This window comes from Streptomyces verrucosisporus (assembly GCF_017114865.1).
GTDB classification, from domain to species: domain Bacteria; phylum Actinomycetota; class Actinomycetes; order Streptomycetales; family Streptomycetaceae; genus Streptomyces; species Streptomyces fenghuangensis.
Genome location: NZ_JADEYH010000001.1, coordinates 123,043 through 146,908 on the forward strand (window position 1 = coordinate 123,043; position 23,866 = coordinate 146,908).

Annotated in this window: 25 protein-coding genes and 1 other RNA gene; 13 read left to right on the forward strand and 13 right to left on the reverse strand. The window is 74.6% G+C overall.

The window, feature by feature from the left end:
• Window positions 1–2: 2 nt before the first annotated feature.
• The 4 genes from IQ279_RS00620 to IQ279_RS00635 form a co-directional block, all read right to left on the reverse strand.
• Window positions 3–917, reverse strand: a complete 915-nt coding sequence (locus IQ279_RS00620; protein WP_206346258.1) for an N-acetylmuramoyl-L-alanine amidase — start codon at window positions 915–917, stop codon at window positions 3–5.
• Window positions 918–939: 22 nt separating this feature from the next.
• Window positions 940–1,596 carry a class I SAM-dependent methyltransferase gene (locus IQ279_RS00625; protein WP_206346259.1) on the reverse strand — a complete coding sequence of 219 codons (657 nt, stop codon included), beginning with the start codon at window positions 1,594–1,596 and terminating at the stop codon, window positions 940–942.
• Between the two features lie 202 nt (window positions 1,597–1,798).
• Complete coding sequence (locus IQ279_RS00630) at window positions 1,799–1,957, reverse strand: hypothetical protein (protein WP_206346260.1); 159 nt, start codon at window positions 1,955–1,957, stop codon at window positions 1,799–1,801.
• 61 nt (window positions 1,958–2,018) lie between these two features.
• On the reverse strand, window positions 2,019–3,275 hold the full coding sequence (locus tag IQ279_RS00635; RefSeq protein ID WP_206346261.1) for a hypothetical protein: 1,257 nt from the start codon (window positions 3,273–3,275) through the stop codon (window positions 2,019–2,021).
• Window positions 3,276–3,447: 172 nt separating this feature from the next.
• Here IQ279_RS00635 and IQ279_RS00640 point away from each other — a divergent pair, with 172 nt between their 5' ends.
• From IQ279_RS00640 to IQ279_RS00650, 3 genes are read left to right on the forward strand one after another with little or no spacing between them, the layout of a single operon-like run.
• Window positions 3,448–4,335: a Nif3-like dinuclear metal center hexameric protein gene (locus tag IQ279_RS00640; protein ID WP_206346262.1), complete on the forward strand. Its 888-nt coding sequence runs from the start codon at window positions 3,448–3,450 to the stop codon at window positions 4,333–4,335.
• A complete protein-coding gene (locus IQ279_RS00645; RefSeq protein ID WP_206346633.1) occupies window positions 4,332–5,075 on the forward strand; it encodes a zinc ribbon domain-containing protein in 744 nt (247 codons plus the stop codon). The genes IQ279_RS00640 and IQ279_RS00645 overlap by 4 nt, the downstream gene beginning before the upstream one ends.
• The gene (locus tag IQ279_RS00650; protein WP_206346263.1) at window positions 5,075–6,487 is read left to right on the forward strand and encodes a bifunctional RNase H/acid phosphatase; all 1,413 of its coding nucleotides are present in this window, start codon (window positions 5,075–5,077) and stop codon (window positions 6,485–6,487) included. Before IQ279_RS00645 ends, IQ279_RS00650 begins: the two co-directional genes overlap by 1 nt.
• On the opposite strand, the gene eda is transcribed toward IQ279_RS00650, so the two are convergent.
• The gene (eda, locus tag IQ279_RS00655; RefSeq protein ID WP_206346264.1) at window positions 6,462–7,202 is read right to left on the reverse strand and encodes a bifunctional 4-hydroxy-2-oxoglutarate aldolase/2-dehydro-3-deoxy-phosphogluconate aldolase; all 741 of its coding nucleotides are present in this window, start codon (window positions 7,200–7,202) and stop codon (window positions 6,462–6,464) included. The two genes, IQ279_RS00650 and eda, sit on opposite strands and share 26 nt — an antisense overlap.
• 79 nt (window positions 7,203–7,281) lie before the next feature.
• Window positions 7,282–8,079 (reverse strand): peroxide stress protein YaaA, encoded by a 798-nt coding sequence (gene yaaA / locus IQ279_RS00660; protein ID WP_206346265.1) that lies wholly within the window; start codon window positions 8,077–8,079, stop codon window positions 7,282–7,284.
• Between the two features lie 150 nt (window positions 8,080–8,229).
• On the opposite strand from yaaA, the gene IQ279_RS00665 reads away from it, so the two are divergent.
• From IQ279_RS00665 to IQ279_RS00675, 3 genes are all read left to right on the forward strand, one after another.
• Window positions 8,230–9,600: a DUF2254 domain-containing protein gene (locus IQ279_RS00665; RefSeq protein WP_206346266.1), complete on the forward strand. Its 1,371-nt coding sequence runs from the start codon at window positions 8,230–8,232 to the stop codon at window positions 9,598–9,600.
• A 260-nt stretch (window positions 9,601–9,860) separates the two neighbouring features.
• Window positions 9,861–10,269: RNase P RNA component class A (gene rnpB / locus IQ279_RS00670), an RNA gene on the forward strand.
• Between the two features lie 157 nt (window positions 10,270–10,426).
• Window positions 10,427–10,759, forward strand: a complete 333-nt coding sequence (locus IQ279_RS00675; RefSeq protein WP_206346267.1) for a glyoxalase superfamily protein — start codon at window positions 10,427–10,429, stop codon at window positions 10,757–10,759.
• A gap of 140 nt (window positions 10,760–10,899) precedes the next feature.
• On the opposite strand, the gene IQ279_RS00680 is transcribed toward IQ279_RS00675, so the two are convergent.
• From IQ279_RS00680 to IQ279_RS00695, 4 genes are all read right to left on the reverse strand, one after another.
• A complete protein-coding gene (locus IQ279_RS00680; protein ID WP_206346268.1) occupies window positions 10,900–11,478 on the reverse strand; it encodes a dienelactone hydrolase family protein in 579 nt (192 codons plus the stop codon).
• Between the two features lie 76 nt (window positions 11,479–11,554).
• Entirely contained in the window at window positions 11,555–12,361 is an 807-nt protein-coding gene (gene fabG, locus IQ279_RS00685) for a 3-oxoacyl-ACP reductase FabG (RefSeq protein WP_206346269.1), read from the reverse strand.
• Between the two features lie 118 nt (window positions 12,362–12,479).
• A complete protein-coding gene (locus IQ279_RS00690) occupies window positions 12,480–13,013 on the reverse strand; it encodes a GNAT family N-acetyltransferase (RefSeq protein ID WP_206346270.1) in 534 nt (177 codons plus the stop codon).
• Window positions 13,010–14,284 (reverse strand): helix-turn-helix transcriptional regulator, encoded by a 1,275-nt coding sequence (locus IQ279_RS00695; RefSeq protein WP_307791968.1) that lies wholly within the window; start codon window positions 14,282–14,284, stop codon window positions 13,010–13,012. Before IQ279_RS00695 ends, IQ279_RS00690 begins: the two co-directional genes overlap by 4 nt.
• A gap of 206 nt (window positions 14,285–14,490) precedes the next feature.
• Between IQ279_RS00695 and IQ279_RS00700 the strand changes: the two genes are divergently transcribed.
• Window positions 14,491–14,727: a hypothetical protein gene (locus IQ279_RS00700; RefSeq protein WP_206346271.1), complete on the forward strand. Its 237-nt coding sequence runs from the start codon at window positions 14,491–14,493 to the stop codon at window positions 14,725–14,727.
• A gap of 318 nt (window positions 14,728–15,045) precedes the next feature.
• Window positions 15,046–15,219, forward strand: coding sequence for a hypothetical protein (locus IQ279_RS00705; RefSeq protein WP_206346272.1), 174 nt, complete (start codon window positions 15,046–15,048; stop codon window positions 15,217–15,219).
• Window positions 15,220–15,309: 90 nt separating this feature from the next.
• On the opposite strand, the gene IQ279_RS00710 is transcribed toward IQ279_RS00705, so the two are convergent.
• On the reverse strand, window positions 15,310–16,065 hold the full coding sequence (locus IQ279_RS00710) for an ALF repeat-containing protein (RefSeq protein ID WP_206346273.1): 756 nt from the start codon (window positions 16,063–16,065) through the stop codon (window positions 15,310–15,312).
• A 246-nt stretch (window positions 16,066–16,311) separates the two neighbouring features.
• Here IQ279_RS00710 and IQ279_RS00715 point away from each other — a divergent pair, with 246 nt between their 5' ends.
• The 3 genes from IQ279_RS00715 (at window position 16,312) to IQ279_RS00725 (ending at window position 18,345) form a co-directional block, all read left to right on the forward strand.
• Complete coding sequence (locus IQ279_RS00715) at window positions 16,312–16,902, forward strand: Uma2 family endonuclease (protein WP_241027377.1); 591 nt, start codon at window positions 16,312–16,314, stop codon at window positions 16,900–16,902.
• Between the two features lie 124 nt (window positions 16,903–17,026).
• Window positions 17,027–17,485 (forward strand): cupin domain-containing protein, encoded by a 459-nt coding sequence (locus IQ279_RS00720; protein WP_206346274.1) that lies wholly within the window; start codon window positions 17,027–17,029, stop codon window positions 17,483–17,485.
• Window positions 17,486–17,589: 104 nt separating this feature from the next.
• Entirely contained in the window at window positions 17,590–18,345 is a 756-nt protein-coding gene (locus IQ279_RS00725) for an HAD family hydrolase (protein ID WP_241027378.1), read from the forward strand.
• A gap of 35 nt (window positions 18,346–18,380) precedes the next feature.
• Here IQ279_RS00725 and IQ279_RS00730 read toward each other — a convergent pair whose 3' ends face one another.
• Window positions 18,381–19,622, reverse strand: coding sequence for a lactate 2-monooxygenase (locus tag IQ279_RS00730; RefSeq protein ID WP_206346275.1), 1,242 nt, complete (start codon window positions 19,620–19,622; stop codon window positions 18,381–18,383).
• A 31-nt stretch (window positions 19,623–19,653) separates the two neighbouring features.
• Window positions 19,654–20,577 carry a PhzF family phenazine biosynthesis protein gene (locus IQ279_RS00735; protein ID WP_206346276.1) on the reverse strand — a complete coding sequence of 308 codons (924 nt, stop codon included), beginning with the start codon at window positions 20,575–20,577 and terminating at the stop codon, window positions 19,654–19,656.
• A 163-nt stretch (window positions 20,578–20,740) separates the two neighbouring features.
• Between IQ279_RS00735 and IQ279_RS00740 the strand changes: the two genes are divergently transcribed.
• Together IQ279_RS00740 and IQ279_RS00745 are read left to right on the forward strand one after the other, a co-directional pair.
• On the forward strand, window positions 20,741–22,372 hold the full coding sequence (locus IQ279_RS00740) for an alkaline phosphatase D family protein (RefSeq protein WP_241027379.1): 1,632 nt from the start codon (window positions 20,741–20,743) through the stop codon (window positions 22,370–22,372).
• A gap of 118 nt (window positions 22,373–22,490) precedes the next feature.
• Window positions 22,491–23,864 carry a multidrug effflux MFS transporter gene (locus IQ279_RS00745; RefSeq protein ID WP_206346278.1) on the forward strand — a complete coding sequence of 458 codons (1,374 nt, stop codon included), beginning with the start codon at window positions 22,491–22,493 and terminating at the stop codon, window positions 23,862–23,864.
• The last annotated feature ends 2 nt before the right edge of the window (window positions 23,865–23,866 follow it).

Consider the following 23,866-nt stretch of genomic DNA (forward strand, 5'->3'; position numbering starts at 1 on the left):
CTTCACGCACCGTCCCCGGCACCGCTTCGCGCCCCGTCGCGCTCGCCGAGCAGGAAGGCCTCGACGCCCTCGGCGATGCCGCGGGCCGCACGCTGCCGCCACTCCGGGTCGGACAGCCGCCGGGCCTCCCGCGGATCGCGCATGTTGCCGCACTCCAGGAAGACCTTGGGCACCTGGGAGAGGTTCAGTCCGCCCAGGTCGTCGCGGACGGTCAGGCCGGTCTCGGCCACCGGACCCCCCAGGTAGCCGGCGGGCCCGGAGCCGGTGGCCTCGGCGAAGGCGCCGACGAGGTGCTCGCCCAGCCGGCGCGAGGGGCCGGTGATCCGCCGGGTGTCGGCGGAGCCCTCGGTCATCCGCGCGGGGAGGATGACGTGGAAACCCCGGTTGCCCTCGCCCGATCCGTCGGCGTGCACCGAGACCACCGCGTCGGCCCCCGCCTCGTTCCCGATCCGGGCACGCTCGTCCACGCACGGCCCGTACGGGCGGTCGCCGTCGTGGGTGAACTCCACCTTCGCGCCCAGCCCTTCGAGGATGGTGCGGGCGCGGCGGGCGACGTCGAGGGTGAAGGACGCCTCCGCGTAGCCGGATTCGGTGGCCGTACCGGTGGTGTCGCACTCCTTGCGGTGCGTGCCGGCGTCCACCCGGCGCGCGATCTCGCGGGTGTGCTCGCGGTTGTCCGGGTTGTGCCCGGGGTCGAGCACCACCACGGCGCCGTCCAGGGGTCTTGCGGCCCCGTCCGGTTCCCCGGTCTCCTCCGGCTCCCGGGAGGGGGCGGAGGAGGGCGTCCCGGACACCCCGGGCGCCCCGTCGGCGTCCGTGTCCAGCGCCGACCGCCATACCAGCAGACCCGCCAGGACGACGGACAGCACGATCACGAGGATCACGGCGGGAGTGGACAGCCGTCGGCCGAGGGACATGATCGGATCGTAGCGCCGAGTCCTACAGGCCCGGACCGGTACGCCGCAGAACGCGCAGCGAGCGGAGGGCGCGCTCCTCGGCGAAGGCGCCGGAGGCCAGCGCGCGGCGGTGGATGCGGTGGGGCGCCTGGCCGCCGTCGGCCGGGTCCGGGAAGACGTCGTGGATGACCAGCAGCCCGCCCTCGGCCAGGTGCGGGACCCAGCCCTCGTAGTCGGCACTCGCGTGCTCGTCGGTGTGCCCGCCGTCGACGAAGACCAGGCCGAGCCGCCCGCCCCACACCGACGCCGCCCGCGGCGAGTGCCCGACGAGTGCGACGACGTACTCCTCCAGCCCGGCGGCGTGCAGGGTGCGGCGGAAGAAGGGCAGGGTGTCCATCAGCCCCACCTCGGGATCCACCAGGGAGGGGTCGTGGTACTCCCAGCCCGGCTGCTGCTCCTCGCTGCCCCGGTGGTGGTCCAGGGTCAGGACGGTCACGTCGCCGTCCGCGCGGCGGGCGGCGTCGGCCAGCAGGATGGTGGAGCGGCCGCAGTACGTGCCGATCTCCAGCAGCGGCAGCCCCAGCCGCGCCGCGTCGCGGGCGGCGGCGTACAGCGCCATTCCCTCGTCGGCGGGCATGAAGCCCTTGGCCGCCTCGAAGGCGGCGACGACCTCGGGCGCGGGTCGCGCTGCGACATCCATGGGCTCGGCCTCCCTGACCTGTGGTGCGGCCGACCATGCTGCCCCACGCGCCCTCCGGCCGGTGAGGCGGGTGGGCGCGGTGTACGGGAGCGCGCCCCCGCGTCCGGCTCCGCGCGCCCCCGCGTCCGGCGGACGGAGCGGGGCCCCGGGCGCCGCGCGGGACCGCGGCGCCCGGGGCCCGAAGGGACGTGCCGGGGCGGGCTCAGTCCTCCAGAGGCTCCTGCCCGGCGGGGCGGCGGTGGCGTCCCCGCACGGGCACCGAGGCCTCCTCGCCGACGGCGGCCGGGCCGCGGTGCCGGCCGTGCTGCTCGCCGGTCCCGGCGCTCGTCTCGCTGCTCGTCTCGGTCTGGGTCTGGGACATCGCGGGAATACTCCGTGGATTCGAGGCTTCTTCCTCCGTACCCGACCAGATCGTAGTAGTCCTACGATCTTCGTTCCGCATCTTTCCGGGCCAGTGGCGCCTGCTGGAGGGGCACCGGCGTGAAGGCCGCCGCCCGCACCGCGAGCGGACCGCCGCCCTCCGCCGAACCGCCCTCCGCCGGGCCGCCCGCCGAACCGCTCCCCACCGGGCCGCCGTCCTGTGCCGGGCCCCCTTCCGAGGCGGGCTCCGCGCGACGCCGGGCCGGTGGCGGCCCGGGCTCCGAAGACGGCGTGATCCGGGCCAGACCGCACTGCGTCCGGCCCGCCCGGCCGCCGGCGCACGGCAGCCGCAGTTCGCCCTCCGCCGTCCACAGACCCGTCCCCCGCACCCACCCCACCGGGGCGGGCAGATGCCGCAGCCGCCGCTGGGAGGGGCGCCACACGGCCACCCACGTCCCGTTCGGGCCGTCCGCGCGCAGCGCCACCGCGCAGCCCTCGGGGGTGAGGGCCTGGCCGGGCTGGACGGCGAACGGGGTCAGCGCGACGCCCGGCGGGCGCAGGGCGTCGGGGAAGCGCACGGGCCGGTGGCTGCCGAGCACGCCCCAGCCCAGCCGCGCCTCGCCCGGCGCGTCGGAGCGCAGGAGCAGCAGACCGCTGTCCGGGTCGGCCAGCAGCAGCCGGTCGTCGCTGTCGTCGGTGAGCTCCAGCAGCGGGAAGACCTCACCGCCACGCCCCAGATCGACGGCGACGGTCTTGGTGCGGCCGGCGGCGTCGGTGCGGTCCAGGGCCAGCAGGCGCCCCTCGCGATCCAGCCAGGCGCCGCCCGAGCAGCGGCCGGACACCTCGGCGACCGGCTCCGGGCCGCGGGGGCCGCCGTGCACCAGCCACACCGTCGCCCCGTGCTCGCCGGGCGCGAGCGCGTGGACCGGTGAGCCGTACGAGCCGTACGGTGCGTACGGGACGGGCGGCAGCAGCCGCAGCCCCTCGCAGTCCACCGAACCCAGCGGAAGCTCGCCGGTGCCCGGGCCGGCGGGGTAGAGCAGCGCGAGGTGGCCCCGGCCGCCGGCCGCACGGCAGATCAGCACCCGCCCGTCGGGCAGCGGCAGCACCTGGGCGTCCGGCTCCTCCGGGCGGGGCCCCGGCAGCGGGACCGCGTACGGCTCCGGGCCGTCCAGCGTCCAGCGCTCCGGGATCCGGCCGCGCCCGTCCCCGGCCGGCGCGAGCCGGGCCGCGTAGGAGCCGTCCGCGGTGATCGTGAGGCCGGGACGCGCCGCGCTCGCGCCCTCACTCCGGGCGGCCTCGACGGTACTGATGGTCATCGGTCCGTCACCTCCGGTCAGGACGGTAGTTTTCGCGCCCTCCGCCGGACGGCCCGAGCCGGGTGCCTTCACACGTACGGGGGACGGCGGCCCGTTTCGCGGGGAGAGGAGGCGCCCGGTGTGCTCCGCCCGGCCCCGCACACCGGGGCGCACGGCAGGTAACCTCTCACCCGTGCCTGCACTCTCCGATGTCATCGCCGCACTCGACGAACTGTGGCCCCCCGAGCGGGCCGAGCAGTGGGACGCCGTCGGAACGGTCTGCGGAGACCCCGGCGCCGAGGTCGGCCGGGTGCTGATCGCCGTCGACCCGGTGCAGGAGACCGCCGACGAGGCGGTGGAGCTCGGCGCCGACCTGCTGCTGACCCACCACCCCCTCTATCTGCGCGGCACCACCACGGTCTTCGCCGGCGCCTTCAAGGGCCGGGTCGTGCACGACCTGATCCGGGCCGGCGCCGCCCTCCACGTGGCGCACACCAATGCCGACCGCGCCGACCCCGGGGTCTCCGACGCCCTCGCCCGGGCCCTCGGCCTGCGGATCACCGGCCCGCTGGTGCCCGACCCCACCGACCCGGCCGGACGGCGGGGCCTGGGCCGGATCTGCGAACTGGACGCCCCCGAGCCGCTGGCCCGCTTCGCCGAGCGGGTGGCCGCGCGGCTGCCCGCCACCGCGCAGGGCGTGCGGGCCGCCGGCGACCCGGACCGGCCGGTTCGCACCGTCGCGGTCTGCGGCGGCTCCGGCGACAGCCTCTTCGACCAGGTGCGGGCCGCCGGCGTCGACGCCTACGTCACCGCCGACCTGCGCCACCACCCGGCCTCGGAGGCCGTGCAGCACGGCGGCCCCCGCACGGGGCCGGCGCTGGTGGACGCCGCGCACTGGGCCACCGAGTGGCCCTGGTGCGAGCAGGCCGCCGCCCAGCTCGAAGCGGTGTCCCGGCGGCACGGCTGGGGGCTGCGCGTCCACGTCTCCCGCACGGTCACCGACCCCTGGACCGTCCACGCGGCGTCCGCCCCCGCCCAGGGCGCCGCCCCCGCAACCACCATCACAGGAGCCCCCAACTGAACGCCGAGCCCGCCGACCAGATCCGCCTCCTCGACGTCCAGGCCCTCGACGTCCGGCTCAGCCAGCTCGCCCACCGGCGGAAGAACCTGCCGGAGCACGCCGAGATCGAGGGACTGACCGCCGACCTCGCCCAGGTGCGCGACCTGCTGGTCGCCGCCCGCACCGAGGAGAGCGACACCGCCCGCGAGCAGACCAAGGCCGAGCAGGACGTCGACCAGGTGCGCAAGCGCGCCGCCCGCGACCAGCAGCGCCTGGACTCCGGCGCGGTCACCTCGCCCAAGGACCTGGAGAACCTCCAGCGCGAGATCGCCTCCCTCTCGCGGCGCCAGAGCGACCTGGAGGACGTCGTGCTGGAGATCATGGAGCGCCGCGAGTCAGCCCAGGAGCGTGCGGCCGAGCTGGCGCAGCGGGCCGACTCCGTCCAGGCCCGGATCGACGACGCGGCGGCGCGGCGCGACGCGGCGCTGACGGAGATCGACGCCGAGACCGCCGCCGTCACCAAGGAACGCCAGGTCGTGGCCGCCTCCGTCCCGGCCGACCTGATCAAGCTCTACGACAAGCTGCGCGAGCAGCAGGGCGGCGTCGGCGCGGCCCGCCTCTACCAGCGGCGCTGCGAGGGCTGCCGCCTGGAGCTGAACATCACCGAGCTGAACGAGATCCGCCAGGCCCCGGCCGACGCGGTGGTGCGCTGCGAGAACTGCCGCCGGATCCTGGTGCGCACCCCCGAGTCGGGACTGTGATGCCGGAGCCCCAGCAGGCCCCGGGCTCCCCGGACTCCCGCAGGACCTTCGTCGTCGAGGCCGACGGCGGCTCCCGCGGCAACCCCGGCCCGGCAGGCTACGGCGCGGTCGTCCGCGACGCCGGGACGGGGCGGACGCTGTCGGAGGCGGCCGAGTACATCGGCACCGCCACCAACAACGTCGCCGAGTACCGGGGCCTGATCGCCGGGCTGCGCGCGGCCCACGCGCTCGACCCGCGGGCCCTGGTGAGGGTGCGGATGGACTCCAAGCTGGTCGTCGAGCAGATGTCGGGCCGCTGGAAGATCAAGCACCCCGCCATGCGCCCGCTGGCGCTGGAGGCCGCCTCCGTCTTCCCGCCGGAGTCGGTCACCTACCAGTGGATCCCGCGCGAGGAGAACAAGCACGCCGACCGGCTGGCGAACGAGGCCATGGACGCCGGACGCCGCGGCCGGGAGTGGCGCCCGGCCGACTCCACCGCCGAACTCGACGCCGGCGCCCACGCCGACACCCTCCCCGGCCTCCCCGGCACCTCAGTGGCCTCCGGGGCCCCGGCGGCCACTCCCGAGAGCTCGGCCGGGGCGCGGGCGGCGGCGCGGGCCGCCGTACGCCAGGCCGTACGGGAGACCCACCGCACGGCCGCCGCCGACGGGCGGGGCGCCGGGACGGACGCCCCGACGGCCCTGACCGCGGCCGACGAACTGCCCGTGGAACCCGCGGGACCCGCGGACCGGGCCGTGCCCGCCGGACGGGGGGAGCCGAGCACCCCGCAGACGGGCTGGGGCGCCGACATGGGCACCCCCACCACCCTCGTCCTGCTGCGCCACGGCGAGACCCCGCTCACCCCCCTCAAGCGGTTCTCCGGCAGCGGCGGCACCGACCCGGAGCTGTCGGCGACCGGGCTGCGCCAGGCCGAGGCGGCCGCCTCGGCCCTCGCGGCGCGCGGCACCGTCCAGCAGGTGATCAGCTCGCCGCTGGTGCGCTGCCGCCGGACCGCGCGGGCGGTCGCCGACCGGCTGGGGCTGGGGGTCGAGGTCGAACACGACCTGCGCGAGGCCGACTTCGGCGCCTGGGAGGGGCTGACCTTCGCCGAGGTCCGCGAACGGTACCCCGACGACCTGGACGCCTGGCTGGCCTCGCCCGAGGCCGCGCCCACCGGCGGCGAGTCCTTCGCCCGCGTCATCCGCCGCGTCGAGGCCGCCCGCGACCGGATCCTGGCCCGCCACGCCGGCCGCACGGTGCTGCTGGTCACCCATGTCACACCGGTCAAGGTGCTGGCGTGCACGGCCCTGGGCGCACCGCCCGAGGCGCTGTTCCGCATGGAGCTGTCGGCGGCCTCGCTGTCGGCGGTGGCGTACTACGCGGACGGCAACGCCTCGCTGCGGCTGCTCAACGACACCGGCCACCTGCGCTGACGTCCCCGCTGCCCCTGCTGCCCTCGCCGCCGCCCGTACCGCCCGCGCCGCCGCCCGTACCCGCGCTCGCGCCCAGCTGGGCCGCCTCGCGGGCCAGGCGCTCGATCCGGCCCCAGTCCCGCGCCCGCACCGCCTCCGGCGGCAGCATCCAACTGCCGCCCACACAGGAGACGTTGGGCAGCGCCAGATAGTCCGCCGCCGAATCCGGCCCGATGCCGCCCGTCGGGCAGAACCGGGCCCGGGGCAGCGGCGAGGCCAGCGCCCTCAGATACGCCGGCCCGCCCGCGGCCCGGGCCGGGAAGAACTTCATCTCCTCCACCCCGCGCTCCAGCAGCGCCATGACCTCCGAGGCGGTGCAGACCCCCGGCAGCAGCGGCACGCCCGCCTCCCGCGCCGCCGCCAGCAGCCGGTCCGTCCAGCCGGGGCTGACCAGGAATCGGGCGCCGGCGTCCCGCGCCGCCACCGCCTGCTGCGGGGTGAGCACCGTGCCCGCGCCGACCACGGCCCGCGGCACCTCCGCCGCGACCCGGCGCACCGCCTCCAGGGCGTCTGCCGTCCGCAGCGTGATCTCGACCGCCCGCAGCCCGCCCGCCACCAGAGCCCGCGCCAGGGGGACGGCCTCGGCCGGGTCGGCCCCGCCGTCGAGGACGACGACCGGCAGTACGGGGCCCAGGGCGAGTACGGAGGGCAGGGGCGCGTCCGCGATGGCTGTCATGGCGGCCATCCTGCCCACCCCGCCCACACACCGCAACGCTCGTTGCGCACCACGCAACGAGCCGGATCTCCGGGCCCCGTCAGAGCTCGGTGACCACCACGTCCAGCCGCCACGGCGTCCCGCCCTTCGCCGGAGGCTCCACCTCCACCGTGTACCCCAGGCCGCGCAGCGCCTCGGCCAGCTCCGCCGGGCCGCCCGGCTCCAGGCCCTCGTGCAGCAGCGCGCGCACCATCCGCCCCTTGGTGGCCTTGTTGAAGTGGCTGACCACCGACCGCTTCTCCACACCGCCGACGATCCTCGACTGAAGCACCCGCACCGTCGCCGTCCGCCCGGCGAGAGCCCCCTTCGGCTTCCACATCGCCCCGTACGCCGCCGACCGCAGATCCAGCACCAGCCCCTCGCCCGCCGCCTCGGGCAGCACCGACTCCAGCGGCTCCCGCCAGTACCGGCCCAGCGGGCCCAGCGCCGGCAGCCGCACCCCGCCCGAGCAGCGGTAGGGCGGAATCGGGTCGCCGATCCGCACCGCGCCCCACAGCCCGGAGAACACCAGCAGCCACTGCCCGGCCCGCTCCCGCGCCGCCGCGTCCAGCGTGGCCAGGTCCAGCGCGTCGTAGAGCACACCGGTGTAGACCTCGCCGGCGGGACGCGTCGGGGCCGCGCGCAGTCCTGCGTTCCTCGCCACCTCGCCGCGCAGCCCCTCGCTCAGCCCCAGCACCTCGCGCGCCTTGTCCTCGTCGGCCGAGCACAGCTCCACCAGCTCCGCCAGCACCGCCTCCCGCGCGGCCGTCAGCCCCGGCAGCGACAGCGCCCCCGGATCGAGCGCGGGACCGGACGCCCCGGCGGCCTTCCCCTCGGACGGCGGCAGCAGTACGAGCACGGTGGTTCTCCTCACAGGCGGTACACGCACCGGGTCGCGTTCCTCCGCGCCGACGCCACAGCAGCGTATGCGCTCCTCCCACCCGGTCGCCCCGTCGCCCCGCCGCCCGGCAGGGGCATCGGATCCGGCCGGTGCGGTACCCGGTGCGGCGTGAACCCTCTTCAGCGCAACCGGAAGGCCCGCGCGGCGTCCTCCCGCTCACCGCTGTGGGTGTGGCCGACCACCGGGGGCGCCGTCGCCCTGGCCGCCGCGATCCTCCTGGAACAGTTCCGGCCCCGGCGCGGAACCGGTCCGGCCAACCTCTGGCCGGGCGGTCACGAGTCGGCCTCCTCGATGCTCCAGGTGGTGGCCACCTCCTCGGTCACGGTGGCGACCCTGTCCCTCAGCGTCACCGTGGTCACGCTGCAACTGGCCTCCCAGCAGTTCTCCCCGAGGCTGCTGCGGCGCTACGCCCACGACCCGGTACTCAAGGCCGTCCTGACGGTGCTGCTCACGACCCTGGTGTTCGCGCTGGCCACCCTGGCCTTCATGAGGTCGGGGGAGGCGCTGCCGGTGGTGTCCCTGGTCCTCGCCTCCGTGCTCGGCGTGGCCTCGCTGGCGGCCGTGCTCGGCTTCCTCAACCACATCATCCGCAGACTGCGGGTGGACTCCATGATGCTCGACACCCACCGGGAGACCAGCGACGCGATCCGCGGACGCCATCCCGCCCGCGACGCCCCCTCCCCGCACGCGCCGGATCCGGACCCGGCGCGCGGCGCGGTGGTACGCGCCCGCCGCAGCGGCTTCCTGCGGCTGACCGACGCACGGGCCCTGGTGGCGGGCGCGCGCCGCACCGACACCTTCGTCCGGATCGGCGTCCGGCCCGGCGACCTGATCGTGGCCGGGAACCCGGTCGCGGTGGTGTGGGCGCGCGACCCCGCCGGCGCGGTCCCCGACCCGGGGGCCGACGGCACCGCCGAGGAGATCGAGGCGGCCCTGAGGACCGGCTTCGAGCGGACCCCCGACCAGGACGTCGCCTTCGGCTTCCGGCAGCTGGAGGACATCGCGGTCAAGGCGATGTCCCCGGGGATCAACGACCCCGTCACCGCGTGCACCGCCGTCGGCCATATGGCCGACCTGCTGGTGCGGCTGGCCGGCCGCCGGCTGGGGGACGTCCCGCACGAGGACGAGGACGGCACCGTGCGGGTGGTCGTGCCGGACCGGGACCTGCGCTACTACCTCGACCTGGCCTGCGGGCAGCTCAGGCGCTACTCCTCGGGCGAACCCTCCGTGCTCGCCGCCCTGCTGCGCATGCTCCGCGACCTGGCCGCGGCGGTACACGAGGCGGGCGGGAAAGGCGGCGGGGCGGACGCGGCCGAGGTCCGGCGGGCGGCGGAGCTGATCATGGACACGATGGACTCCTCCGTCGGCCCGGCGGACGCCGCGCAGGTGCACGACCTGAACGGACGCGTCCTGGCGGCGCTGGAAGGACGTCTCCTCGACGCCTACGCCGACCGCAGCGGCGAGACGCGGTCGGTGTGACGCGGTCGGTGCGACCCCGGTGCGGCGTACCCGGCGCGACGGCCGGCCGGGCCCGGGCGCCTACCGAAACCCCGTCCCCGCCCCCGCCCGCAGCGCGGCCACCGCCGCTCGCGGATCCTCGGCGTACAGCCGCAGCACCCGCGCCCGCGCGGCCGGCTCGCCGATCCTCATGGCGCGAGTGAACCCCTTGACGTCGCGGCATGGTCAAGGCGCGGTCCGCGCCGCGTACGGCGGCGGGATAGCATGGGCGGTACGGCAGACGAGTCGTGCGGGCGGTCGCGGCGGGATCCCTTCCGGGGTGAACGTCGAGGAACGTCCGGGCTCCACAGGGCAGGGTGGTGGGTAACGCCCACCCGGGGTGACCCGCGGGAAAGTGCCACAGAAAACAGACCGCCGGGGGCCTCACCGCCCCCGGTAAGGGTGAAACGGTGGTGTAAGAGACCACCAGCGCCCAGGGTGACCTGGGCGGCTCGGTAAACCCCACCCGGAGCAAGGCCAAGAGGGGCCGTCGTGAGACGGCCCTGCGCGGATGTCCGAGGGCGGCCCGCCCGAGTCCGCGGGTAGACCGCACGAGGCCGGTGGCGACACCGGTCCCAGATGGATGGCCGCCTCCCGGTGGGCCGCGAGGCCCACCGGAGACAGAACCCGGCGTACAGCACGGCTCGTCTGCCGCCGACCGCTCCTACCCGCCCCTCCCACAGCCGCTGCCGGACGCCGGTGTCGTTTCCGGCCCCTGGCCTGCGCCGGCAGGCCGTGCCCGAGCCGAAGCACGGGTGCCGCGTCGGGCGGCGTTCGCGCTGTCGGGTGGTCTGGGACGATGGGCCGCATGGACGAGGAAGCCATCCCGATTCTTCACGTCGAGGACGCCGCCGCGGCGGTGGCGTGGTACGGCCGGCTGGGCTTCACCCGGCAGTGGGAGCATCGCTTCGAACCGGGGCTCCCCGCGTTCGTCGAGGTGGCCCGCGGCCGGATGAGGCTGTTCCTGTCGGAGCACAGAGGCGACGCCCGCCCCGACACGTTGGTGTACCTCCGCGTCCATGACGTCGACGCCGTCGCGGACGAGTTCGGTGTCCAGGCGGAGGACGCCCCGTGGGCCCGCGAGGTCGAGCTGCGTGATCCTGACGGCAACCGGCTGCGGGTGGGCACACCTACGGAGTGAACACTGCCGGCCGGCATGCGGCGGTGAAACCGCGCGGGCGGCGGTACGGATGCGTGTCCGTGAGCACACCGAGAGCCCCGCGAGCCGGTCCCGCGCCTACGGCACGGCAGCTTCGCCCCACCGCCGACCGCCGCGCGGGGCTACCCGACGCGGTCGAGGAACTTCAGCACGCGCTCCGTGAACAGTGCGGCCGCCTCGCGGTCGTAGGAGGGCAGACTGCCGTCCGCGAACAGGTGCCGGTCGCCGGGGTAGAGGAAGACCTCGGCGTCACCGACCGTGCGGGCCAGGGCGCGGGCCGCCTCCAGATCGCCCTCCCCGGCGAAGAACTCGTCGGCCTCCATGCCGTGCACCTGGACCGGAAGACCCTTGGGCCACTCGCCGCCGAACTCGGAGACCGGGACGCAGGCGTGGAACAGCAGCGCACCCTTCGCCCCGGGGCGCGTCTGGGCCAGCATCTGCGCGGGCAGGACACCGAGGGAGAACCCCGCGTGGACCACCTCGCCGGGCAGGTGCTCGGCGGCGGCCCGGCCGCGCTCGGTGATCGTGCCGAACCCTGCCTCCCGCGCGTACGCCGCGCCCTCCGCCATATCGTCGAAGACCCGCCCCTCGTACAGGTCCGGCAGGTGGACGGTGTGACCGGCCCCCTCCAGCTCCCGCGCGAACTCCCGCACCCCGGACGTCAGTCCGTGCGTGTGGTGGAACAGCACTACCTCGGCCATACGGCTCCCTCCGCTGCGGCGGCTCCGGGAGGGGAGTGGAGAACGAGGTACTTCAGCCCGGCCGAGGAGTCTCGGTTCAGGCCGGGGCGTCCGTGCCGGCACCGGTCGGCAGCACCGCTTCCGGTGACTCGGGCAGGGTCTGGCCGCCGTCGACGGTGATGACCTGTCCAGTGATGAACGACGCCCGTTCGCCGGCGAGGAACTCCACCGCATCGGCGATCTCCTGCGGCCGGGCGAGGCGGCCCAGGGGAACGGTCGCTGCCATCTGGGCGAGGTAGGCCTCACCCAACTCCTCAAGCCCCTCGGTCATCACGTTGCCGGGAGCCACCGCGTTCACGGTGATGCCGTACGGGGCGAGTTCCAGCGCGGCCGTACGCATGAAACCCAGCTGCGCGGCCTTGCTGGCACCGTAGTGGCTCCAGCCCGGAAAGCCCGTGAGCGGGCCCGTGATCGAGGACGTCAGCACGATCCGGCCGCGTCCCGACTCCCGCAGCAGCGGCACGCACGCCGCGACGGCGAGTATCTGGCTCTCCACGTTGGTGGCGAAGACCTCGCGTACGTCGGCGTGGGTCATGTCCGCCAGCGGTCTGTTGGGGAAGACGCCGGCGTTGAGGCACAGTACGTCCAGGCCACCGAGCGATGTCCGGGCGGACTCGGCAAGCCGGTGCGCGAAGTCGCGTTCGGTGACGTCGAGAGCCAGCCCCTCCACGGTCTGTCCGGTGCGGCGCCCGGTTTCCCTGAGGCTCTCCAGCACGTGCTCCGGAACGCTGCGCCCGGTCAGGAGGACGTCCGCCCCGGCGGTCACGAACGTGGAAGTGATCGCGGCACCGATGCCGCGTGTGCCGCCGACGACGGCGACCTTCGCGGGTAAGGGATTGTCCATATGTGCAGCCCCGTCTCCTGTGTGTGAGTGAAGGATGTCCCGCCGTGAGCGGCGCCATGCCCGGTTCCGGAGCACTGGGCGATGTATGGGCCGTGCAGGGCTGCGCCGCACGTGGTGATCAGTCGGGCAGCGGCAGTTCGGCGAGCATCACCGCGAAGAGTGGTGAGTCGGCGAAGGGCTGCTGCTCGCCGACCTTCCGGTAGCCCCAGGACTCGTACAACGCCTGCACCTTGGGGCGCCTGACGTCCACGGAGAGGACGGCCAGGTCCTCGTCGTGCTTCGCCAGCAACCCGTGGTGCAGGAGCCGGGAGGCACCGGTCCTGCGCCAGCGCGGGCGCATCATCAACTCCGAGAGAGCGAAGGTGCGGGACGCCTCGGGCGCCGGGTCCAGGAACTCCCGCCACCACTCGCGGCCGGGGGTGGCGGGAGCGCCGTACGCGTAGCCCACCGGCTCCTCGCCGTCATAGCCGATCACGCAGGAGAAGCCGGGATTGCCGCCCCAGTGGTCCACGAACCAGGGGAAGCGCTGAACGAACGGGTCGTCCAGCCGGTCCGTGTAGGCGTCGGCGTGCACGTCCAGAAGGGTCTGCCGGATGCGCGGAAGGTCCTCATGGGTGTAATGGCGCAGGTCCAGGCCGGTGGCGGTCGTCATACCAGGCTCCATTCGTCGCGGTGGCGGTCGGCCCACTCCCGCGCGGTGGCGGAGTCGGAAGCGATGGTGATCAGGTCGCGGTGGAAGCCGCCGAGCAGGGAACGCATCCTTCCCGGGAGAGGGCCGCCGTCCATCAGGTCGAAGACCGTCTCGGCGGTGGCGCACGCCTGCTCGACATCGTGCTGGTGGAGTTGTGCCAGGGCGAGCCATGCCGTGCCCATGGCCCGGTTGCGGCGGAACCGGGCAGGGGTGGCGGCCAGGTCCCGGTGAGAGGCGGCCTCGGCCTTGGCCGGATCACCGAGTCGGCCGTGAATGATCGAGGTGAGTCCGTACAACTCCCCAGGGCCGTAGAAGACGGCCCAACTCGGCCGGGATACTTGCAGATCGGCCTTGGCCAGGGCCTCTTCGGCATATCCGAGAGACCGCAGGGCGGCTTGGCGGTCACCGAGATAGGCGTGACCGGTTGCGGTGCGGGCGTGGGCGAGTGAGGCGAAGAACGGATCACGGCGGGCGGCGGTGGTGGTCTGTGCCGCCTGCGCGGCGCCCACGACCTGCGTGTAGTTCCCGCTCTCACGGGCCAGCATCGCGTACGAGTTCCACACCCTCAGCTCCGCAGTGTGGTTCCTGGACATACGTGACAGGTACAGCGCGCGATCCAGATACTGCTGAGCCTGCTTGCGGTGGCGGGCATCGATCGCGGACCAGGCGGCGGCTGCCGTGTAGTCGGCCGCCACGCCGAACAGGCGTTGCCTCACGCGCTGGGAGGCCGCCCGCTCCTGCAACTTCAGCGCCTGGTCGGCGCCGGACAGAGCCGCCCGTTCCAGGCTCTCGTGCCCGCCCCGAGTGTGGTCCAGAGTGGTCAGGGACTCCAGCCCCTCGCGGAGCCGGATCACGTCGGAGGTGCCGACGGAGGACGGCCGGGCGGCGGCGACCAGGGGGACGGCTGCGGCGGTCGTCCCGGTGGTGGCGGTGAGGAAGTGACGGCGTCGCACGGGCTCCTCCTGCTCCGGTGAGGGCGCGGTGCCGCACCTGCCCGCCGGAGGTGTGAAGCCCAACTCCTCGACGGCGCGACCGAACACCGCTTCTAAAGCCTGCCTCTGCCGAGCATGCGGCCAAACCGTCTTTCCGGCCAGCCAGTTGCGCACCGTCCGGTCGCTGACGGTGCCCTCGTGCCCGTCGGCGCGCAGCCGGAAGTTGACGGCCTCGGCCAACTCCTCCTGGGTGAGGCCCGCTTCGAGCATGTGACTTCTGAGGTTCTGGTTCCTCTGCACTGACCCAAAGTAGCCATTCGGAGGCACTGCGTAGAAGTCGATGAGGGGAAATTTCCGGTTGAGACGGTCCGTAGGGCTCCGGCTTTTCCTTATCCCCCGCAGTGCGCGGCCGTTGACTGGGCGAGACAGGAGCCGCGGGCCCGCCCGGGGGAGCGGGAGACGGCGGCCGGATCCCGGTAGTTCGGAACGAGGCGATGACGACGACGATGACCACGACCGCAGGCGGCCCCGCGTCCACCGGAGCGTCCTCCTGGCCGGCGGTCGGTATACGGGTCCTGGACACCGGGACGGGGCGCGTCGCGGTGGTCCTGCTTCTGCGGGACGCCTCCGGGAAGGTCTACACCGAGGGTGCGGGCCGCCCGGCGCGGGCTCTGCTGCGGTGCGAGGGCAGGCGCGAGCCGCGCTGGTGGGCCGAGGTCGGCGACCTCAGGAGCGTGCGGTGAGGGCGGCCGGGCGGGAGATCGGGCTGGGGCACCGGGACCACCCGCTGCTGGGGCGGACCGTGCTGGACACCGCCACCGGGCGGACCGGGGTCCTGCGGGCGGTCTGCCCCGAGCCGGATGGCACCGCCGTGTGCACGGGATCGGCGTTCCGGCCGGGGAGCGGCCCGCCGGTGGCGTGGCTGGCCCCGGTCGGGGCGGCGTGGAGTGGACCACCGAGCCGGAGGCGATCCGGGAGGTGGCCGGGTGAGCGCCCGCCACCGTGCTCTTCGCGCTCCCCGCGCTCCTCGGTCTCTCCGCCTGCCGGAGCCGGACGGCATCGTGGCCGGAGCCGTCCTCGCCGCCGCGAACGTGCTCGGTCTCGGGGGCGTGGCCGGCTCCGCGGGGATCGTGCCGACCTTTCCCGGCGCGCTGCCCGTCACCGTCCTCGACGACGACGCACCCGTGTCCGGACGGGGGCCGCTTACGGGGGCCAGGGAGACGGAGAGGCGGTGACGGCCGGCTGTGCCCCGCGCCCGTCCCGCCCCCGCTCGGGAACGCGGGGGCGGGACGGCCCGTCAGATGCGGTGCCGGCCGGGCCGGGTGTCAGGCGTCCACCTCGTACCGCCCGGTCTCCAGGAAGTACCGCAGCTCCTCCGGGGTGCCGTCGATGACCTCCTCGGCGGCCTCACGCAGCGCGTCGCTGATGGTCGGGTCCGCCAGGATGCGGGCGACGGCGACGCGGTCGTCCTCGGCTTGAGCGAGGCGGTAGCCGGTCTCCAGGAAGGCGCGGAGGGCTTCGGGGCTGCCGTCGTTGAGGGTTTCGTTGATTTCGCGGATGACGGCTTTGTCGCCGTTCTGTTGTGCCTGGTGGAGGAGGCGGAAGATGGCGACGCGGTCGTCCTCGGCTTGTGCGAGGCGGTAGCCGGTTTCGAGGAAGGCGCGGAGGGCTTCGGGGCTGCCGTCGTTGAGGGTTTCGTTGATTTCGCGGATGACGGCTTTGTCGCCGTTCTGTTGTGCCTGGTGGAGGAGGCGGAAGATGGCGACGCGGTCGTCCTCGGCTTGTGCGAGGCGGTAGCCGGTCTTGAGGAACTCCCGCATGTCCTCCACGGTGCCGTCGAGGGCCTCGTTGGCCTCCCGGACGACCCCTTTGCCGGAGTCCTCGTCGGCCAGGATCCGCAGGATCGCGATGCGCAGCTCCTCCTCCGACATCTCGTCCACCGGCTTGTCGGACGCGGCCGTCGTGGCCGTCGCGGTCGCCGGTGCGGCCGCGGGGTCGGCCGCTAAGGCCGGGCCGGTGAGGAGCAGGGCCGGTGTCAGGGCGGCGGCCGCGACGAGCAGCGTGGCGCGGGTCGGTCTCATGAACGTGTCCTCCGTGGTTCGTGCCGTCGGTGGGAGGATCATCGCCGCCGCGCGCCGCCGGGATCACTACCGGGACCGGGCAGTCTTCGCCGATCTTCGTTGCCGTCCTCGCGCCGGTGCGCCGGGCTTCCCCTTCACTCCTTCGGCTGACGCTCAGCCCTCCGCGCCGTTCCCCCGCGCGCCCGCCGTTACCGTGCGCACGGGGTGGGCGCCGCCGCTACGGTGGAGATCGGAAGGAGATCCGTGATGACCATGGCCATCGATCGGTCCGCACAGACGAACGGCTCCGCGCAGATGAGCGTCGAGGAGTTCGAGCAGCTCGAAGCCGCCGCCCCGCAGGCGGTGAAGCTGGAATTCGTACGTGGAGAGCTGAGGGTCAAGCCGGCGCCGGACGGGGATCACGGAGAGATCATCAGGTGGCTGCTCAAGCGGTGCATGGTGCAGCGGCCCGAGCTGTATCTGTATCCGGAGCAGGGGCTCATCGTGGAGGAGTACGGCAGTGGCCGGGCCCGGCCGGACGGGGTGCTGGCCCCGGAGATGTACTTCGCCGGGCGCGGCGAGTGGTCGGACCCCGCCGGTGTGCTGATGGCCGTGGAGGTCACCTCCACCCGGCCCGGCAGGGACCGTACCGAGAAGCCCGACGGGTACGCGGCAGCCGGCATCCCGGTGTACCTGCTGGTGGACCGCGAACGCCATGAGCTCGTCGTGCACTCCAACCCGGAGAAGGGCCGCTACCGGGACGTGCACACCACGGCCGGTCTCGGCGAGGAGCTGCGGCTGCCCGACCCGGTGGGGATCGTGCTGGAGACCGGCGAACTCAAGGAGCTGATGGCCTGACGGCCCGGGTACGCGTCCGGGCCGCCGCCGTCCGCACCGCCGTCGTACGCGCGCCGGAACGGCGGTCCCCGTCCCGGCGCCGGTAACCGCCGATAATGCCGGTACGCGACGGAAGGAGTACCCCATGAGCTCCGAGGCGTTCAGGGACCACGGGCCGCGCCCCCACGCGCTGGACATCGAGCAGGCGACCCTGACCAACGACCGCTTCCGCACCACCCTGTGGACCGGCACCACCCTCCAGCTGACGTTGATGAGCATCGAGCCGGGCGGCGAGATCGGACTGGAGATGCACATCGACCGCGACCAGTTCTTGCGGGTGGAGGCCGGGCGGGGCCGGGTGCTGATGGGGCCGGAGCGGGACCGGATGCCCTTCGACCGCGAGGTCGTCGACGACTGGGTGGTCCTCGTCCCGGCCGGGACCTGGCACAACGTGGTCAACACCGGCGAGGAGCCGCTGAAGCTGTACTCCCTCTACGCCCCGCCCGAGCACCCGCACGGCGCCGTGCACCGTACGAAGGCCGACTCGGACGCCGCCGAGGAGGCGGAGCGGGCCGAGGAGCCCGGCGAGTACGCCGGAGAGTGACCGAAGAACGCCCTTGGCCGCTGCGGGGGTGCGTGCCATGCTCGCGGCACAGCGGGGCCGGGCGGCCGCCGGGGCGCCCGGACGGGAGGGCGGGAAGGGGCGGCATGGTGGCGGTACGCGGGGTGCTGTTCGACATCGACGACACGCTGTTCGACTACTCCGGATCGGACGAGGCCGGGCTGCTGGCCCACCTCCAGGCCGAGGGCCTGCTGGACCGTTTTCCCGGGCCGGCCGCGGCCGTCCGGCTCTGGCGGGAGGTCACCCGGGCCGAGTACGCCCGCTACACCGCCGGCGAGATCACCTTCGCCGAGCACCGGCGGGCCCGGGTGCGCCGGTTCCTGGCCCGCCTCGGGCAGCCGGACGCGCGGAGCATGCCGGACGGGGAGGCCGGAGCCTGGTTCGCCGGCTACACGGCCCGCCGGGACGCGGCCCGCAGGGCCATGGACGGCGCCCCGGCCGTCCTGGCCGAGTTCGCGCCCCGCTACCGCCTCGGAGCGGTCTCCAACTCCTCACTGCCGCACCAGCGCGAGAAGCTGGAGGCCATCGGCCTGCTGGGGTACTTCGGACAGGCACTGGTCTGCTCGGTGGAGCACGGCGAGGCCAAGCCCGCGCCGGGCATCTTCCTCGCCGGCTGCGCCCTGCTGGGCCTGGAGCCGCGCGAGGTGGCCTACGTCGGCAACGACCACGCGGTCGACGCGGTGGGGGCGCGCGACGCGGGCCTGCACGCGTACTGGCTGGACCGCGGGGACACCGGCTGGGGCGGCAGCCGGGCCGGGGCGCCCGCCGAGGGCGTGCGCGTCATCCGCTCCCTGACCGAGCTGCCCGCCGCCCTCGCGATGCCCGCAGCGCCCGCCGGCTGAGGGGCGGGGGGACGAGGCGGGCGGGCGCACCGCGCTCAGGCTCGCCGCAGCACTTCCGGCGACAGCTCCGCCGGCGTGCGGTGGCCGGACAGGCCCAGCGTCAGGTCCAGGTCGGCCAGCAGGGAGCGCAGCACGTGCCGCACGCCCTCCTCACCGCCGTGCGCCAGGCCGTAGGCGTACGGGCGGCCGAGCAGCACCGCCCGGGCGCCCAGTGCCAGCGCCTTGAGGACGTCCGCGCCGGTGCGCACCCCGGAGTCGAACAGCACCTCGATCCGGTCGCCGACCGCCTCGGCGATCTCCGGCAGCATGTCCAGGGAGGCCACCGCGCCGTCCACCTGCCGGCCGCCGTGGTTGGAGACCACGATGCCGTCCATGCCGGCGTCGGCCGCCCGCCGGGCGTCGTCCGGGTGCTGGACGCCCTTGAGGACGATGGGGCCGTCCCAGTGCTCGCGCAGGAACGGCAGCCGGTCCCAGGACTTGTCGGTGCCGGTGAACATCGGCACCCAGCGCAGTACCGCGGAGATCGGGTCCTCCTCCGGGGACTTGTCCAGCCCGGCGCGGAAGGCCGGGTCGGAGAAGGGGATCGCCGTGCCCACGCCCCGGATGAACGGCAGGTAGGACAGGTCCAGGTCGTGCGGGCGCCAGGCCAGGGTCCAGGTGTCGAGGGTGACCACGAGTGTGGTGAAGCCCGCCGCCTTCGCCCGCCGGAGGATGCTGACGCAGACCTCGTCCTCGTTCGGCCAGTACAGCTGGTACCAGCGCGGCCCGTCGCCGCTCGCCCGCGCGACCTCCTCGACGGTGTGGGAGGAGGCGGTGGACAGGACCATGGGCACGCCCAGGGCGGCGGCGGCCCGGGCGGTGGCGAGTTCGCCGTCGGGGTGGACGATCGACTGCACGCCGATGGGCGCCAGCAGCACGGGGGCGGGCATGCGCGTGCCCAGCACGGTGGTGCCCAGGTCGCGCGCCGTCGCGTCGCGCAGCATGCGCGGGACGATCCGCCGGCGGTCGAACGCCTCCCGGTTGGCGCGGTCCGTCGCGCCGGACCCGGCCGCCCCGGCCACGTACCAGAACGGCCCGTCATCCAGCCGCTCGCGGGCCGAGGCCTCCAGGGCGGTGAGGTCGGTGGTGAACGGCGGGAGCTGCCCGCCCAGGCCGTTCAGGTAGATCTCGCTCTGGTACGCGCCGAAGTTCGCGCCCTGCACGTCCTGCGCGCCCGGTGCGCCCTGCACGTCCTGCGCCGCGCCGGGTGCCCCGGCCCGTCCGCCCGGCTCGCTCATGCTCCGTCCGTCCCTTCCCTCGGTTCCCGCCTCACCCGATGCGGGCCGCCGCTCCCGACACCCGCACGCGCGGGTCGTCCTCGCGCAGCCCGACCTCCAGCAGTCCGGGCCGGCCCATGTCGTGCCCCTGGTGGAGGGTGAGGACCGCCGGCGCGGTGATCAGGCCCAGGGCGCGAAGATACCCCCCGAGCGCCGCCGCGGCCGCCCCCGTGGCGGGATCCTCCACCACGCCTCCGACCGGGAACGGGTCGCGGACGTGGAAGACCGTCCCCGGACCCGTGCCCGTCCCGTCGCCCGAGTCCCCTTCCCGCCACACCAGTTGGAGTGTGGTCAGGTCCAGCCGCAGCATCAGCGCCCGCAGCCGCTCGAAGTCGTAGTCCAGCGCGGCCAGCCGCTCGCGGGTCGCGGCGGCGAGCACCAGGTGCCGGGCTCCGGCGTAGGCGATACGGGCGGGCAGGGAGGGATCCAGCTCGCCGGGCTGCCAGCCGAGCGCGGCCAGAGCCTCGGCCAGGTCGTCCTCGCCGATGCCGGCCACGTACGGCTCGACGCTGGTCAGTGTGGCGCGCAGGCCGCCGCCGCCGGTGGTGACCGTGACGGGCACGGTCCCGGCCGGGGTGGCGAAGACCAGCTCGCCGGGCCCGATCCGCTCGGCGAGCGCGACGGCCGCGGCCACCGTGGCGTGCCCGCAGAAGGGCACCTCGGCGGCCGGGCTGAAGTACCGCACGGTGAAACCGCGCCCCGGCGCCGTGCCCGGGGCCCCGTCCCCGTCCGGCGAGGGGGTGAGGAAGGCGGTCTCCGAGTAGCCGACCTCGGCGGCGATCGCGAGCATCCGCGCCTCGTCCAGGCCGCTCGCGTCGAGGACGACTCCGGCCGGGTTGCCGCCGTCCGGGTCGGATGAGAAGGCGGTGTAGCGCAGTACGTCAGGGGTACCGGACCCCGTCTCCGTGGTGGTCATGTCCGGCCCAACCCCGCGCCGCCCGGCCCTTATTCCGTACCGGCCGCGCGGAGCGGAACGCGTCCCGCCGCACGGTTCGCGTCACCCGCCCGCCATAAAAGCGTCGTGTACGCGCCAACGTGTTGCCGCCGAAACGCAGCCCCGGAACGCTGCAATCATGTGCATGACGCACTCGCCGAGCGCCGACGCAGAACTCAGAGCCGCCGCACGCCACCTGGGCCGCCGCCGCTTCCTGACCGTCACCGGGGCCGCCGCCGCCCTGGCCCTGAGTACCAACCTGCCCTCCACCGCCCACGCCGCCCCCGCCCTGGACCCCGCCCGGATCACGGGCGACCCCTTCACCCTGGGCGTCGCCTCCGGAGACCCGCGCCACGACTCGGTGGTGCTGTGGACCCGACTGGCACCCAGGCCGTACGAGCCGGACGGCGGGCTGCCCGCCGAGCGCGTCACCGTCGGCTGGGAGATCGCCCGCGACGAGCGCTTCCGCCACGTGGTCGCGCGCGGCGCCGCGCTCGCCCACCCCGAGTTCCACCACACCGTGCACGTGGAGGCCCAAGGACTCGCCCCCGGCCGCGACTACCACTACCGCTTCCGCGCCGGCCGCTGGATCAGCCCCGCCGGCCGCACCCGCACCGCCCCCGCGCCCGGCGCGGTGCCCGCCTCCCTGAACTTCGCCCTCGCCTCCTGCCAGGCATACCACCAGGGCTACTACACCGCCTTCGGCCACCTGGCCCGCGAGGAGGACGTCGACGCCGTCCTCCACCTGGGCGACTACCTCTACGAGTACGCCGTCGACTCCGCCGGCGGCGACCGGAAGTACACCGACCGCACGCTGCCGGAGGTGTTCGCCCGGGAGACGGTGACGCTGGAGGACTACCGGCTGCGGTACGCCCTCTACAAGACCGACCCCGACCTCATGGCCGCCCACGCCGCCCACCCGTGGATCGTCACCTGGGACGACCACGAGACGGAGAACAACTACGCGGGCGGCATACCGGAGAACAACGTGCCGCCGGAGGAGTTCCTCATCCGCCGTGCCGCCGCCTACCGCGCGTACTACGAGAACATGCCACTGCGCCGCCCCCAGCGCCCCCAGGGCCCCGACCTGAGGCTCTACCGGCGCCTGCACTACGGGCGCCTGGCGCAGCTCGACGTGCTCGACACCCGCCAGTACCGCGACAACCAGGCGAACGGCGACGGCTGGAAGGTGCCCACGCCCGAGTCGCAGGAGCCCTCGCGCACCATGCTCGGCGCCGGCCAGGAGCGCTGGCTGGCCGACGGCTGGCGCCGCTCGCGGGCGCTGTGGAACGTGGTGCCGCAGCAGGTCGTCCTCTCCCGCCGCCGCAACCGGGTCGAGGGCCCCTGGCCGGTCTCCATGGACGCCTGGGACGGCTACCCCGGAGCCCGCGAGCGCTTCCTGGCGGGCGCGGAGGCGGCCGGCGTGGACAACCTCGTCGTCCTCACCGGCGACGTCCACGTCCACTACGGGCTGGACATCAAGCGCGACTTCGACGACCCGGGCTCGCGCAACGCCGGTGTGGAGATCGTCACATCCTCCATCTCCAGCGGCCGGGACGGCGCGGAGCGGCCCGCCAACTGGCAGACGCTGATGACCGCCAACCCGCACATGCGCTATTACAACGGGCGGCGCGGCTACGTGATGCTCGGCCTGAACCGCGAGCGGCTGCGCGCCGACTACCGCACGGTCTCCGCCGTGACCACCCCGGGCGCGCCGGTCACCACGGCCGCGTCCTTCGTCTCGCCCGCCGGGGAGCCGGGGCTGCTGCCGGCCTGATCCGGGCGGCCCGTGCGGGGCCGCCGGGGCTCTTTTGTCCGGATACTGAACAAAGAGGGTGTGCCGGGGCCGGGAAACCTGGGATGATTGGACGGTTCCGTCGAATCTGGAGAGGTGAATGACCGACCCCGGCCCGTCCCCGGCCGCCGCCGAAACCGAGATACCCCAGCAGCTCCCCGCGCCCCCGGCCCCCGGCGCCCGTGGATCCGGACCGCTGAAGTCCGGCCCCCCGAAGTCCGGGCGGAGAGCGGGCCGGGCCCAGCAGGCCCCGCCCGCCGGCCCCGCCCGCGCCGGGCTGCTGATCACCCTCATCCTCGGCGGCCTCACCGCCCTTCCCGCGCTGTCGATGGACATGTACCTCCCGGCGCTGCCCGACGTCGGCACCGCCTACGGCAGCCCGGCCGCCCAGGTCCAGCTCACCCTCACCGCCTGCCTGCTGGGCCTGGCCGTCGGCCAGCTCGTCATCGGCCCGATGAGCGACCGCTTCGGCCGCCGCCGCCCGCTGCTGGCGGGCATGGCCGGCTACGTCCTGGCCAGCGCCGCCTGCGCGCTGGCGCCGGGCATCCACTCCCTTACCGCCTTCCGTCTGCTGCAGGGCCTGGCGGGGGCGGCGGGCATCGTGATCGCCCGGGCGGTCGTGCGCGACCTGTACGACGGGCTGGCCATGGCCCGCTTCTTCTCCACCCTGATGCTGATCGCCGGCGCCGCCCCCGTCCTGGCGCCCGTCTTCGGCGGGCAGGTGCTGCGGTTCACCGACTGGCGCGGCGTCTTCCTCGTGCTCGCCGCCTTCGGCCTCGTCCTCACCCTTGTCACCGCCTGGCGGCTGCCGGAGACCCTGCCGCCGGCGCGGCGGCACGGCGGCGGAGTGGCCGACGCCCTGCGCACCATGCGCGGCCTCTTCGCCGACCGGGCCTTCACCGGCTACCTGCTGGTGGGCAGCTTCGGCTTCGCGGCCCTGTTCGCGTACGTGGCGGCATCACCGTTCGTCATCCAGGAGATCTACGGCGCCTCGCCGCAGACCTTCAGCCTGCTGTTCATGGTCAACTCCATCGGCCTGGTGGCCTTCGGCCAGCTCAACGGCAAGATCCTGGTCGGCCGCGTCTGCCTGGACCGCGTCATCGCCGTCGGCCTGGGCGTGATCGCGCTCTCGGCCGCCGCCCTGCTGGTGATGACCTCCGGCCTGCTGGGGAAGGCCGGGCTCCTGCCCGTGTCCGTCGGCCTGTTCGTGCTGATGTCCGCCATGGCGCTGGTACTGCCCAACGCCAACTCCCAGGGCCTGATGCGCACCCCGCACGCCGCGGGCTCCGCCTCCGCCCTGCTGGGCACCTCCCAGTTCCTCGTCGGCGCGATCGCCTCCCCGCTGGTGGGCGTCGCGGGCGAGGACACGGCCGTGCCGATGGCGGTGGTGCAGCTGGTGTGCGCGCTCATCTCCATCGCCTGCTTCGCCGCGCTGTGCCGCCCGAAGCGCGGGCGGGGGAGCGTAAGGGCCTGACG